The sequence below is a fragment of the Candidatus Bathyarchaeota archaeon genome (assembly GCA_026014745.1).
Lineage (GTDB): Archaea > Thermoproteota > Bathyarchaeia > Bathyarchaeales > Bathycorpusculaceae > Bathycorpusculum.
The window spans coordinates 659,068-671,164 of record JAOZHS010000001.1 but is presented as its reverse complement, the minus strand read 5'-3'; the positions used below and the strand labels follow the sequence as shown (position 1 = coordinate 671,164).

At 43.6% G+C, this 12,097-nt stretch carries 9 protein-coding genes and 1 tRNA gene; 3 read left to right on the top strand and 7 right to left on the bottom strand.

The window, feature by feature from the left end:
* Positions 1 to 11: 11 nt before the first annotated feature.
* On the bottom strand, positions 12 to 1,043 hold the full coding sequence (locus NWE92_03660) for a hypothetical protein (protein MCW4028724.1): 1,032 nt from the start codon (positions 1,041 to 1,043) through the stop codon (positions 12 to 14).
* A gap of 259 nt (positions 1,044 to 1,302) precedes the next feature.
* Between NWE92_03660 and NWE92_03655 the strand changes: the two genes are divergently transcribed.
* Together NWE92_03655 and NWE92_03650 are read left to right on the top strand one after the other, a co-directional pair.
* Positions 1,303 to 1,389: transfer RNA gene (locus tag NWE92_03655), tRNA-Ser, on the top strand.
* A 258-nt stretch (positions 1,390 to 1,647) separates the two neighbouring features.
* Entirely contained in the window at positions 1,648 to 2,031 is a 384-nt protein-coding gene (locus NWE92_03650; GenBank protein ID MCW4028723.1) for a DUF6114 domain-containing protein, read from the top strand.
* A 21-nt stretch (positions 2,032 to 2,052) separates the two neighbouring features.
* Here the strand turns inward: NWE92_03650 and NWE92_03645 are convergent, their stop codons facing one another.
* On the bottom strand, positions 2,053 to 2,541 hold the full coding sequence (locus NWE92_03645) for a flavodoxin domain-containing protein (GenBank protein ID MCW4028722.1): 489 nt from the start codon (positions 2,539 to 2,541) through the stop codon (positions 2,053 to 2,055).
* A 370-nt stretch (positions 2,542 to 2,911) separates the two neighbouring features.
* On the opposite strand from NWE92_03645, the gene NWE92_03640 reads away from it, so the two are divergent.
* The gene (locus tag NWE92_03640; protein MCW4028721.1) at positions 2,912 to 5,992 is read left to right on the top strand and encodes a PAS domain S-box protein; all 3,081 of its coding nucleotides are present in this window, start codon (positions 2,912 to 2,914) and stop codon (positions 5,990 to 5,992) included.
* Between the two features lie 436 nt (positions 5,993 to 6,428).
* Here the strand turns inward: NWE92_03640 and NWE92_03635 are convergent, their stop codons facing one another.
* The 5 genes from NWE92_03635 to NWE92_03615 form a co-directional block, all read right to left on the bottom strand.
* Positions 6,429 to 7,187 carry a phosphatase PAP2 family protein gene (locus NWE92_03635; GenBank protein MCW4028720.1) on the bottom strand — a complete coding sequence of 253 codons (759 nt, stop codon included), beginning with the start codon at positions 7,185 to 7,187 and terminating at the stop codon, positions 6,429 to 6,431.
* Positions 7,188 to 7,292: 105 nt separating this feature from the next.
* Complete coding sequence (locus tag NWE92_03630; GenBank protein MCW4028719.1) at positions 7,293 to 7,637, bottom strand: hypothetical protein; 345 nt, start codon at positions 7,635 to 7,637, stop codon at positions 7,293 to 7,295.
* Between the two features lie 109 nt (positions 7,638 to 7,746).
* Entirely contained in the window at positions 7,747 to 9,102 is a 1,356-nt protein-coding gene (locus NWE92_03625) for a hypothetical protein (GenBank protein ID MCW4028718.1), read from the bottom strand.
* Between the two features lie 117 nt (positions 9,103 to 9,219).
* On the bottom strand, positions 9,220 to 10,506 hold the full coding sequence (locus tag NWE92_03620; GenBank protein MCW4028717.1) for an ammonium transporter: 1,287 nt from the start codon (positions 10,504 to 10,506) through the stop codon (positions 9,220 to 9,222).
* A gap of 253 nt (positions 10,507 to 10,759) precedes the next feature.
* A complete protein-coding gene (locus NWE92_03615) occupies positions 10,760 to 12,049 on the bottom strand; it encodes an ammonium transporter (GenBank protein ID MCW4028716.1) in 1,290 nt (429 codons plus the stop codon).
* Between the last annotated feature and the right edge of the window lie 48 nt (positions 12,050 to 12,097).

Genomic DNA, 12,097 nt, shown 5'->3' with positions numbered 1-12,097 from the left:
CTTATGAAGTTTTACATTTCTTGACTTAGCAATTTTCGTTTCCACGCATTTAGGCGCCTTCTTCTGAAGTAAACAAGTGAAACAGATATCGCAGTAACTATCACTAAGCCCAGAATTACAAGTGAACTTGACGGAAACAAAGAAAAAGGACCATTGTCAACCACAAAATTGAAGGTTGCTAGGGTGTAATTAAATCGAGTAGTCATCACATTTGCCTCATTTATGTCGCCCCATGCGTATACTGTAAGTGTATGTTCACCATTTGATAGTTTAGAAATGTCAATTGTGTCGTTGGTTTCTGTTATTGCCCGATCTGCAACCTTAAAGTAAATTTTCTGCTGTCCGCCATTGGTGTCAACTATCGTTTTGTTGTCTATGCTAAAACTAAAGAAAGGTTTTATCCAGCTTGTCCAATTTCCCTTAGCCCATTCTACGTTATAGTGTAGCTGCATCGAGCCTGTGTGTGCTAGGTTGCTATTGGGGCTAAGGAAATCCATTTTGTAGTTTATATCTTGAGAGGTATAAGGCGGAGCATCTGCTGACAGAATTGTGAAATAAATCAAACCTGAGTCTCCAATGCTGTCGATTTGTATGCAGCCAGGAATTTGGAAGTCATAACTTAATCGAACCAAGAGAGTATGTTGTCCCTGCGTTAAATTGGCAAGTTCAAACGAATAATTCACCGTTCTTTGAGGAAGAGAATAATTGATTGGAAATTCTAAAAATGTTGGACGCTCTGCTACTTTTTTATCCAGTTCAATGAGCGCATAGGTTCTCGCTTCTTTGCTGATATATTCTTGTTTGGGGTAGCCAAGAGAATAAATTTCATCTACAGGAACATCAACTCTAAAGTTAACAAGCAGATTATTACTTGAGATACTTTGATTACTCACGGGGCTTGTTACTGTCACCTTCATACCGACAAATTTGGGTTCTACCGGAGGATTAGCGTCTGCCACCTCAATATTTTGTAAGCTACCCACAAGAGTGGAGAGCACTAGTAATGTTAACAATAATAATCGTGTTGTTTTCAATTCAACCAATAACATTGTGAAATTATAATCTGCTTATGTGCTTTTTCGTCAAAGTTTCTTGACTAAGTATTATAGCAAAAGCAAGTTCATCTATCACCAACAGACAAAAAAGATGCAATGCAACAAGCAGTCAAGGACAGCGCGTTAAATGCTCAGAAAACTTTAATTAAATTACCTTACACTCAAATGGCTGAGACTGACCACTTAGGGGTTCAAATGAACATCCCAATAAGTCTAAATCAGGCGTTGAACAGTTAAATCAAGGCGTGCGGGATTCCCCAAGCCTGGTATGGGGCAGGCCTGCTAAGTCTGTGGTCGAAAGGCCGCGTGGGTTCAATTCCCACATCCCGCGCCATTTCAAAATTAGCTTCAAAATCAGCTTATTTTCAGCTCTTCTACTGAATTAATTTCTGTAGACTTTGGCGTAAATCTGCCTATAGGTTTAAACCCGCGTTACAGTTAACATGGACCTCACAAATCACCATTAACATACAAAAGATTTAACCCAATTTAACGTGTGACAGATTCGAAATTGGAGAAAGAATGAGCTATAAGTTCATAGAATAATTGACAAAAGTTAAATGCATTTCGGGCTATCCTAAAATACGAACAAATGAGGGGCGTAAAAAATCTGGACCAAACCGTAAAATCATCTAAAGCTTTTACTTTGTCTTTAACAGCAGGCATTTTAATATTAATCAATGCTGCGGGATTGGCAATTGTAGCCAGATGGTTTCTTGATATCATGCCTGTTCTGCCAGGATCAACAGGCAATGATCCAATGCTTTTTTACACTCTCTCCGCTATTGGTTTGATACTGGGTCTTCTAGTACTATTTGCCACCTTAATGCTTCGCAATAAGCCTGCAAACAAGAAAGTATGGGGTATAATGATAATTGTGTTTTCGGTACCCAGCGTAATCATGGGTGGGGGATTCATAGTGGGCTTCATATTGGGTATAGCAGGCGGGGTCAAAGCAATTAAATGGAAAAACTAAGTCAAAACACCTTTCATCGCATTATGGTGTGGTTTCTTTCAATTTTGCGGCGAGTTGCTTTGCGTAGTCTTTTGCGCGGTCGATTTCTCCTTCAAGAAGTGTTCCATTCAACTTGGACTCCACAAGAGACTTTAGAACGGGCAGAAGTTGGTTCATTTTCTTCTCTCTTAGGTTTTCGACAATCTTTTCAGCTGCGCTCCAATTCTTATTTTCGGCACGAGATTTCTCAACGTTCTCAGGGTTTTCGGTGTCAAAGGCTGCGAAAGGCTTGGTCATCCATTCTTCAGTCTTAACTTTGCCCAAAAAAGATTTGACGGCGAAGCTCATCGTGCCAAATCTGGTTGGGGAACCGAGGACCAGAAAATCGTAGTCTTTTGCGTTCAACTTCTTTGCATCTTTTACGTAGAAGAGATCAATTTCTATTCCAGACTCCTTAAAAGTTTCTGCAATTGTCTCTGCGATTTTCTTAGTGTTTCCGGAGGAGGTGTCATAAATAACAATGCCCTTCATTTTCAACCACGCTCTCGTTTTTGTTTGTCTTAGAATATTAGACTTTGGCTTAGAGTTGGCTATTGAGTGATAAGACTCAAAACCCATTTGGGGGTAGGTCCGGTCCGACTCACTCCCATTGATGATGAAAGACTTATACCCCTTTTTTCGAGATATCTTGTGTGGAATTTAAACGTGGGTGCAAATCTAACATCCCGCGTCACTACATTTTCTATTTTAATACTTGGCGAGTCTGTGGGCTGGTTTCAATACGTATCTGAACAGCGCAGCTTCGCATGAGTCCAAAATAGATTTTATTGCTCAGTATTCGCGGTTCATAACTATTATTTATGAACTCAAGCAACCTTTTGTTGGGATTTGACTATTGCAGATGCTAAATCAGGTCAATCAGATCACAGTTAATTCTACCGATTTGACTTTTTTAGATAAAACACAGGAAATTCACGTTTTACATGTTGACGATGACGCTTGTATGTTGGAGATAACAAAACAGATTCTGTTAACTGAGGGCAACTTCAAGATTGATACTGCCCTAAATGTTGATGATGCCTTAAAGAAGCTGGAAACGGGCGATTATGATGTGGTAATTTCTGATTTTGAGATGCCACAAAAAAACGGGCTTGAATTCCTAACGCAACTGCGTAGGAGCAATAATGAGATTCCCTTTATACTGTTCACAGGGAAAGGCAGAGAAGAAGTTGCCATTAAGGCACTAAACCTTGGCGCCAACGGATACTATAACAAGCAAGGTTCACCAGAAACCGTTTACGGCGAACTATCACACGGCATCCGAATGATAGTGGAAAACAAGAGAATAAAAAAAGCAAAAATGGAAAACGATACGCGTTTTAAAAAACTTTCAGCTCAAACATCCGGAATGTTGTACCAATTCAAGATGAAAACGGATAGAACATTTTGTGTGCCCTTTGTTAATGAAGCTATACAAAAAATGTTTGGTTGTTCACCTCAAGATGTTCGAGATGATTTCTCGCCTATAGCGAAAGTAATAGTTCCTGAAGATTTTGACAAAGTGATTAATTCAATAAAATATTCAGCTGAGCATTTGACACCTTGGGTATGTGAGTACAGAGTGCAAATTCCAGGCCAAGAGGTCCACTGGATGTGGGGTCAATCGATACCTGAGAAATTGGCTAATGGCGAAATTATTTGGTACGGATACAACGTCGACGTAACCGAACGTAAGAAACTAGAAGAAAAGCTGCTGGAAAGCGAAGACAAGTTCCGTAAAATAAGCAACTCCGCAATGGATGCAATCATATTGGTGAACAGTGAAGGCAAAATCGTTTACTATAATCCTGCGGCAGAAAAAACTTTTGGTTACTTAACAGAAGAAGCACTAAACAAGCCCCTAGAAACGTTATTGATCCCGCCCCAGCATCGAGGTTTCTATATAGGTTTTCTTAAGCAACTATCAAACAGTGAGAAAATTGTTGAAAACTCTGGAAGAATTATTGAATTATCATCACTCAGAAAAGGTAGCCCAGAATTTCCTATGGAACTCTCGATTTCAGCTTTGAAATTGAAAGGCAAACCTTGCCTCTTGGGCATCGCACGTGATATCTCTGAGCGCAAGAAAACTGAAGAACTGCTTAGAGTTTCAGAAGAGAAATACAGAAGTCTCTTTGAGAATGCTGGCGATGTCATATACACCGCTGATTTGACGGGACGAATCACTTCCGTAAATAAAGCTATAGAAAATTATGGATTCAAAAGAGAAAAAATTATCGGAAACGACGCATTGGAGCTAATTCCTAAAAAGTATTGGCCTCGGATAGCTGCTGACCTGCAACAATTAACGCAAGGCAACTCGACTCAAGGTGAAATTGAAGTAATCACGCCTATTGGAAAAAAAGATGCAGAATACAGAGGCAATCCAATATGGGAAAATGGGAAAATTGTCGGCTCTCAAGTTATCATAAGAGACATCAGCGAACGCAAGAAAATGGATGATACTCTTAAACAGAACCAAGTTATCCTTGAAGCGATTACAGAAAATCTGGGCGCCGGCTTTGCAATTATAAGCAAAGAGCACCGTGTGTTGTACGCGAACAAATTCGTAAAAAATAACTGCGGCGGCGAGATAGAGGGAAAACAGTGCTATGCTGCGCTTCATAATTTAGACCGAATTTGCGCCGATTGCGGTGCTAAAAAAATCTTCGAATACGGAGTCGATAAAGATTCTCATGAATGTTTCCAAGAAGCGGGTAAGGGCAACAGGGGATATTTTGTTGAAATCATTACCACACCCCTAAAAGACAAGGCTAAAAACGTGACAGCGGCATTGGAATTTATTGTAGACATAGCTGAGAAGAAACAGATGCAGCAAAAATTACAGGCAAGCGAAACTAAGTTCCGTGCAATCAATGAATCAGCTATTGACGCAATATTCATGTTTGATGAAGAGGACCGAATAGCATATTGGAATCCCGCCGCTGAGAAAATTTTCGGGTACAAAGAAAAAGAAATAATTGGAGCAAAAGTGAGCGAAACAATTATTCCCACTCGCTTTACATCGAAAGGCAAGTTCAGTTCAAAACTTGGTCCAGATGAAAACAAGAAAAAAACAGGCAAGCTTTTAGAGGTTCCAGCTCGTAGAAAAGACGGAACAGAATTTCCAATGGAGATTTCTATGGCTGCACTTCAACTGGAAGGCAAAAGGTGCATTGTAGCTATAGCTAGAGACATTACTGACCGCATTAGAGCTGAAGAAAAATTGAGCAGCGTTATGGACCAGTTGGTGTTGGTTAATGAAAAACTAGGTGTAGTTGGCAGCTTGACTAGACATGATGTCCGAAACAAGCTTAGCGCAATTAAAGGTTATTCATATTTGATAAAGAACAAGAACCCAGACCAAACTGACATCGCGAAATCTCTCGATAAAATGATGCAGATTGCAGATGAGATCGAAGGAATCATTAATTTTGCCAAGACGTATGAGCAGTTAGGCGTGGAAAGATTAACTTCTGTTAACGTAAGCAAGGTGTTGGATGAAGCTAAAACTCTTTTTTCAGGCAAACTTCCGCTAATAGTTAATGAATGTAACGGGTTAACGGTATTAGCAGACTCGTTTTTGCGGCAAATGTTTTACAATTTTATTGACAACACAAGAAAATATGGCAAGACAGCTACGACAATAAGGGTCTACTATGAAAAAGCAGATGAGACAAATCTCAGGTTGATTTATGAGGATGATGGGGTGGGAATACCGCTTGGAATCAAATCGCGCCTTTTCAATGAAGGCTTCAGCACCGGTAATAGCACAGGCTTTGGGTTATTCCTGATAAAAAAGATGATGGAGATTTACGGCTGGCAAATCCAAGAGCTTGGAGAACCAGGGCAGGGCGCAAAATTCGTAATCACAATTCCGCAAAAAAACAAAAACGGTCAAATCAACTATCAAATTGAATCGATAAAATATGCTTACGCATAAAATGCACTATGTTGAAGCGTAAGTGGAAACCTTCATCTGGGTCAAAAGGCCGCGTGGTTCAAATCCCATGGTCCACGCCCTAACTTATTCTCACCACTATTTTTTGGGCTGCATCATTTGCCTTAACACGGTTGATCATTTACCAACCTAGGGGCTTCATACAGGCGAGTATTTGAGCTTGAACCGCGTAATCGCCATTTGGGCTATCTAAAATTTTTATAAAGATTTCTTCGTCGATCATTTTTTGTTCCTCTTTTTTGTGAAGGTTCTCCTTTCTCCTCAACAGAACGTACAGTCGTAAGTCTTAAGAAGGATATTCCTAAACACGAAATATTCCAGAAAAGCTAACTGAAAACCGAAAAAAGCGTGTACGCCACGCTGTTTGCATCGTTTTTGTCTAAAAAAGATGTACTGGGAACAGGATTAATGAAAAAATTTAGTTAAAATTGCTTCCCAGCGTTTCACTGGGAGGTTTGTAGAGTTTCTTGAACACTAACGTCCCCACACCCCAAGCAAGCGCGACGCCAGCAACTTCATCAACAATATAATGCTGCTTGATGAATAACGTAGACAAAACAACACCCGCCGCGACAATAAACGCTGCAGCCGCAGCTATCTTGCTTATGTTGTTGGGTTTTAGCTTGGCATATTGGAACCAAGCAAAGAAGCAGATTGTCGACACGGCTGCATGCAAACTTGGGAAGCAGTTAAACGAAGTATCAGTGGTGAATATGTCGTAGACTTGGGTTGCCCAGACATTGCCCACTAAGGGATGGGTAAGCAGTTCTTGTCGGTACCAGAAGGTTGAAACGGGGAATACTATGTAGATGAGTACGGATATGGCGTTAATTGCCACCAGTGACCAACCTAAAGCGTATCCTTTTCGATAATCAACGAATGCAAAGTAAAGCATCGTCAAAATAACAAGTGGATAAAACAAGTACACATAAAAAATCACCATCTGCGGAACAAAAGGAATTGCAGTGTCTAAGCCCGTCTGCAACCGGAACCCTGAGCCCTCAGGATACAATTGGCCAGTCCAGTCATAGGCATAAGTATTTAGCAGCAGAAAGAAAAGCAAAACCATCAAGATGACATTGGCAATCACGTAGGTCAAGTAAACGCTTTTTTTGTTGGCTTTACCCTTGAAAAAAGTTTTTTCAATTATCCCTTGAAATCCCGCGTAAAGTTTCATGAGCAAGCTTTCCCTTTAGTCCCCGCATATATGAAATCTAACTATAAAAGCGTAACCAAATAGCAAAATCTCTGGCTCACGCTAAAATTCTTTCTGAGAGAAAAACTACGCGTGGACACGCCGCATTGACTTAACAGGTTTCCAAGTATTCCTTGAAAAACTGTTCGGCAAGATTAAAGACCCAAACTCCGAACTAAACCCCATCAACTCTTTGTCTTTTTGAAGTCGATGTTCCCAGCTTTTTTTGTCAGCCACGGTCTTAAATTCCCACAGGGCAATGAACCTGCGGGCGCCACCGTCGCTTTTTTGGCGAAAAACCCTAAGCGAGGACACTTCCCTAAACAATTCAGGGTGCTTCTTCATGGAGGCTACTAGGTTTTTGCCCCAAGCCTGATGCTGCAGAAGTTTTTCAGGTTTTATTATGTAGGTGGACACCAAAAAGACAGCCATAGTCTTGCTTCCTTTGATATGTTGAGGCTTTTTTGTTGTATAAAAATCGATTTCTCAAATATCGAATTTTTTCTTGGACATCTGGGGAATTTCTAAAAAGAAGGGGTAATTAGGGGTTTGTGTTTCTACGCTTCAACACCACCACAGCAACAGCGACCGCAAACAAAGCAGTGAGTATTAAGGGCAAAGCAGCCGAGGGCATCTCAGGCGTTGTGGGCGTATCTGCCCCCTCTAAACTGAAGATAATGTCGTGGGAACTGTGATGATAGGCAAAGTGCAATATCCAACAGTCCTCGCCAGAGGTTACGGTGTAACTGGTTTGGTTTCCGTCAATGAAAGCTTGAATGGCTGAGGGGTCAGTGGCGAGGTCTTTGCTGATACAAACGTCAACGTATCCTGTTGTTCCAGTTGACCCAGTTACGGAGAATCTTAATTGAGAAGTTGATGAGTCAAACGCTAAATCTGCCACGGTTGAGTTAGAGTCCACAGAGAAAACAGTTTTAGATTGATTTTCACCCGAAGCTGCAACTAATACGTTTATGGCTTTAAACGCGAAGCTGGATATTGTGTTTCCCCAGAAGGTAGCGTTAATCTGGTAGTTCCCTGGCGCTGGAGGGAACCAATCCACTGAGTAGGTTCCATCGCTAGAGGTGGTTGTTGTCGCGATGGGTTGCCATGCTACGTCGCCGAGGACGCGGTAAGCAAACTCTAGGGGTTCTTGGGGTAAACTGGCGCCGTAGACTGATAGCCTGCCGAATATTTCGACTTTGCCAGCTGCTGAATCCACGTTTTGACAGTTAACCGATAGAGTCGACATTCCGGGATTATTTGCATCAGGCGACGGAGCAGCAGCCAAGGATGGAGTGCCCTGGCCCGAAGCGTAGATTGCACAAACATCGTTGTTGATGTAGTTTACTGAAGTCAAAGTTGAGGGAAAAGTCAGGCTTTCTAAGTAGCTCATTGCCATCTGGTAAGATTGGTTGCTCATATCGTTGTAAACCATAACGTTTGGGCCATGTGCAGCTACAACTAACCAGTATGTTCCAGCGGATAGTGATAGGGGAGTGTCAAAGTTTAGTGTCTGCCAATCGTCCTCTTGCATTGGTGGATATACGACGGCGGGTTTACTGATGCTTCCCGATTCGGTTTGACCAATTAACTGACCCACGGACCCGCTGTTGTCTTGGTAAATGGCAAACCGATAAGTGGTATCCTCATCGGGTGTAGTAATGTCATATGCAATATACATCAGGGTGGACATGGAAGTGATAGTTGCCGCCCCGTTAAGATGGAAATTTGAGCCATAAACAAAATAGCTTTGGCCAGTTCCGCTTGCCTGATGAGCAACATAAGGATAACCCAAGATAGGAATATCCTGCACAGCGGAAACCGGCAAAACACACAATGCAACAGGAAAAACAATCAGGGCAGCCAAAAGGGTTACGAGGGGTAAACGGCTATTCATGCAGGGTTCTCCTTTAGGGTTTGGGGCGCGGTTGGTTATACAGTTTACTCAATGGTTCTAATTGCGCCGCAGTCAGGATGGAGAGGCTTGTTCTACTAAAATTGAGACGCAGGTAACTTAGCCAAGCTGGTAGGCTTCTTCGCCGTGTTGACTTAGATCTAGGCCTTCGTCTTCTTCTTTGGGACTTACGCGGACAGGCGTAAACACATCCACCAACCGCAACAGTAGATAAGAGCCAACGAAAGAAAAGGCTGCCACAACCACAACCGCTAACGCCTGAATCGCAAGCTGCGCAGGGTTACCAAAGAATAGCCCTTGTACAACGGGGTTTACCGCTGCCGTCGCAAATAGCCCAACCGCGACCGCGCCGATAATGCCGCCAACACCATGACAGGCAAACACGTCGAGGGTATCGTCGATTCTGGAGCGTCCAGCACGCCAGTTAGCTATAAGATTTGAAATTATGCCTGCAGCTAAGCCGATGATTACCGCGGAGGTGAAATCTATGTAGCCTGCTGCGGCAGTAACCGCGGCCATACCACAAACAGCGCCCACTGAGATGCCAATCGCGGAGGGTTTGCCTTTGATTACCCAGTCAAGAAGCATCCAGCTAACTGCCGCTGCAGCCGCCGCCAAATTAGTAGAAACCACAGCTGAAACCGCAATCGCATCTGCAGCTAATGCACTTCCACCGTTGAAACCAAACCAGCCAAACCACAAAAGTCCAGCGCCTAAGATAACATATGGGATGTTTGTGGGTTTGAATTCTGTACCCATGGGAGGTGCATTAGGGGCTTGTTGGTTGAGAACTTTTAGTTGGTCTTTCCAATACACGCAACCTTTGCGTCGCCCCACAATGAGAGCGGCTGCCAAAGCTGAGAGACCCGCAGCGATGTGGACTACGATACCGCCTGCAAAGTCATAGGCGCCCAATAGGTGAAGCCAGCCGTCGCTGTTCCACATCCAGTGGGCAATTGGGCAGTAGATGAGAGTGGACCAAAGAAGCACAAAGATGAGGAGTGATTTGAATCGGATGCGTTCGGCGCAGGCGCCAATGATGAGGGCGGGAGTGATTGCGGCGAATTTGAGTTGGAAGGCAAAGAAGAGGATTTCGGGGATGTTGGGTGCGTAGGGGCTGGTGGTGTTTATGGTTATGCCGTGTAAGCCAACGAGGGAGAGGTTTCCGATGACTCCGCCGACGCTGGGGCCAAACACGAGGCTGTATCCCCAGAAGAACCATACCAAGCTGACTACAGCAAAGATGATGATGCATTGTACGAGAGTGGAGACGAGGTTTTTTCTTCGGACTAAGCCGCCGTAGAAGAAAGCAAGCGCCGGCGTCATTAGCATAACTAGGGCAGTTGACATTAGAAGCCATGCTATGTCCGCGAAGTTGACAGCCATCTCTTTCCCGTTAGTTTCGTAATTAACCCTTGGTTTGTCAAACAAATATTTAAACTATACATTCGCTTCGATAAAGACTCATAAAATCGATAAATGTTCAAGCCAGTGAACAATAATCGGTTAATTTTTCAACAATCATCAATTATAAGCCAATGAATCCGCTAATTGTCCAAAAAAGCAACAAAACAGACACATCTGTTCAAGCATGAAATATCAAAATCAATCGAAAAAAAATAGAGGGTGAGCATTTAGCTCAATCGAGTTGGTAGGCTTCTTCACCGTGTTCACTGAGGTCTAAGCCTGCGTCTTCTGCTTCGGGGCTGACTCGCAAAGGCGAGAACAAGTTCACAACCTTTAGCAACAGATAGGAGCCAAAGAACGCAAACGGCACAACAACGGCAAGCGCAACCAATTGAGCGACCAGTTGAGCAGGGTTTCCGTAGAATAACCCGTTAACGCCTGCGACTTCTGCTGAAACACTAATTGCTGCGGATGCGAATAGACCGGTCGCGATTGATCCCCAAAGTCCGCCTACACCGTGGCAAGCAAAGACATCTAAAGAGTCATCGATTCGAGATCTGCCGGCACGCCAGTTTGCTACCAAGTTGGAGATGACACCTGCGGCTAAGCCAATGACCAATGCTGCGGGTATAGTAACGAATCCTGCGGCGGGAGTAATGGCGACTAAGCCGACGACTGCACCTACAGCTACTCCTACGGCGGAGGGTTTGCCTTTTCTGAACCAGTCGGCAAGCATCCAACTGACTGCGGCTGCGGCTGCGGCGATGTTGGTCGTTACCAGTGCAGATGTTGCGAGGTCGTTTGCTGCAAGGGCGCTACCTGCGTTGAACCCGAACCAGCCGAACCACAGCAGTGCTGCGCCGAGTAGGACGTAGGGGATGTTGGTTGGTTTGAATTCGGTGGCGCTGTCTTTTTTCTCGATCGCTTGCATGTGCTGTTTCCAAGGGACGGCACAGCCGTTTCTACGACCCACAACGAGGGCTGCAGCTAAGGCTGATAATCCTGCGGATACGTGGACAACGATACCACCTGCGAAGTCAATTGCGCCGATGCTTCGTAGCCAACCGTCAGGGTTCCAGACCCAGTGTGCGATGGGCACGTAGATGAAGGTTGACCACAGAACCATAAAGATCAGTAGTGATTTGAAGCGTATGCGTTCTGCACAGGCACCGATGATAAGCGCGGGGGTGATGGCTGCGAATTTGAGTTGGAAAGCGAAGAATAGTAATTCAGGTATGTCTCCTGCGAGGACGGGGTCTACTGTGTGTATGTTTAGCCCGCCTAAGGCCACTAAGCTTGGGTCAAAGCCTATGAAGCCGCCTAAGCTTGTGCCAAAGACTAGAGCGTAACCGTAGAGTGCCCACACGATGCTGATGACTGCGAATATGACGAAGCATTGAACGATTGTTGAGACAAGGTTTTTTTTGCGTACTAGTCCTCCGTAGAAGAAGCCTAAAGCTGGAGTCATTAACATGACAAGAGCTGTTGAGGTTAGTATCCATGCTATATCTCCTGACGCCATAAAGTTTTCCTCTTAACATTTGTTTAGCTATTTGTTTATTAGTTGAGC

What these genes read in the sequence shown, in the direction of transcription:
- NWE92_03625 (MCW4028718.1), bottom strand. Translation starts at nt 9,102, where the DNA reads ATGAATAGCCGTTTACCCCTCGTAACCCTTTTGGCTGCCCTGATTGTT.
- NWE92_03635 (MCW4028720.1), bottom strand. Translation starts at nt 7,187, where the DNA reads ATGAAACTTTACGCGGGATTTCAAGGGATAATTGAAAAAACTTTTTTC.
- NWE92_03630 (MCW4028719.1), bottom strand. Translation starts at nt 7,637, where the DNA reads ATGGCTGTCTTTTTGGTGTCCACCTACATAATAAAACCTGAAAAACTT.
- NWE92_03640 (MCW4028721.1), top strand. Translation starts at nt 2,912, where the DNA reads ATGCTAAATCAGGTCAATCAGATCACAGTTAATTCTACCGATTTGACT.
- NWE92_03645 (MCW4028722.1), bottom strand. Translation starts at nt 2,541, where the DNA reads ATGAAGGGCATTGTTATTTATGACACCTCCTCCGGAAACACTAAGAAA.
- NWE92_03620 (MCW4028717.1), bottom strand. Translation starts at nt 10,506, where the DNA reads ATGGCTGTCAACTTCGCGGACATAGCATGGCTTCTAATGTCAACTGCC.
- NWE92_03650 (MCW4028723.1), top strand. Translation starts at nt 1,648, where the DNA reads ATGAGGGGCGTAAAAAATCTGGACCAAACCGTAAAATCATCTAAAGCT.
- NWE92_03615 (MCW4028716.1), bottom strand. Translation starts at nt 12,049, where the DNA reads ATGGCGTCAGGAGATATAGCATGGATACTAACCTCAACAGCTCTTGTC.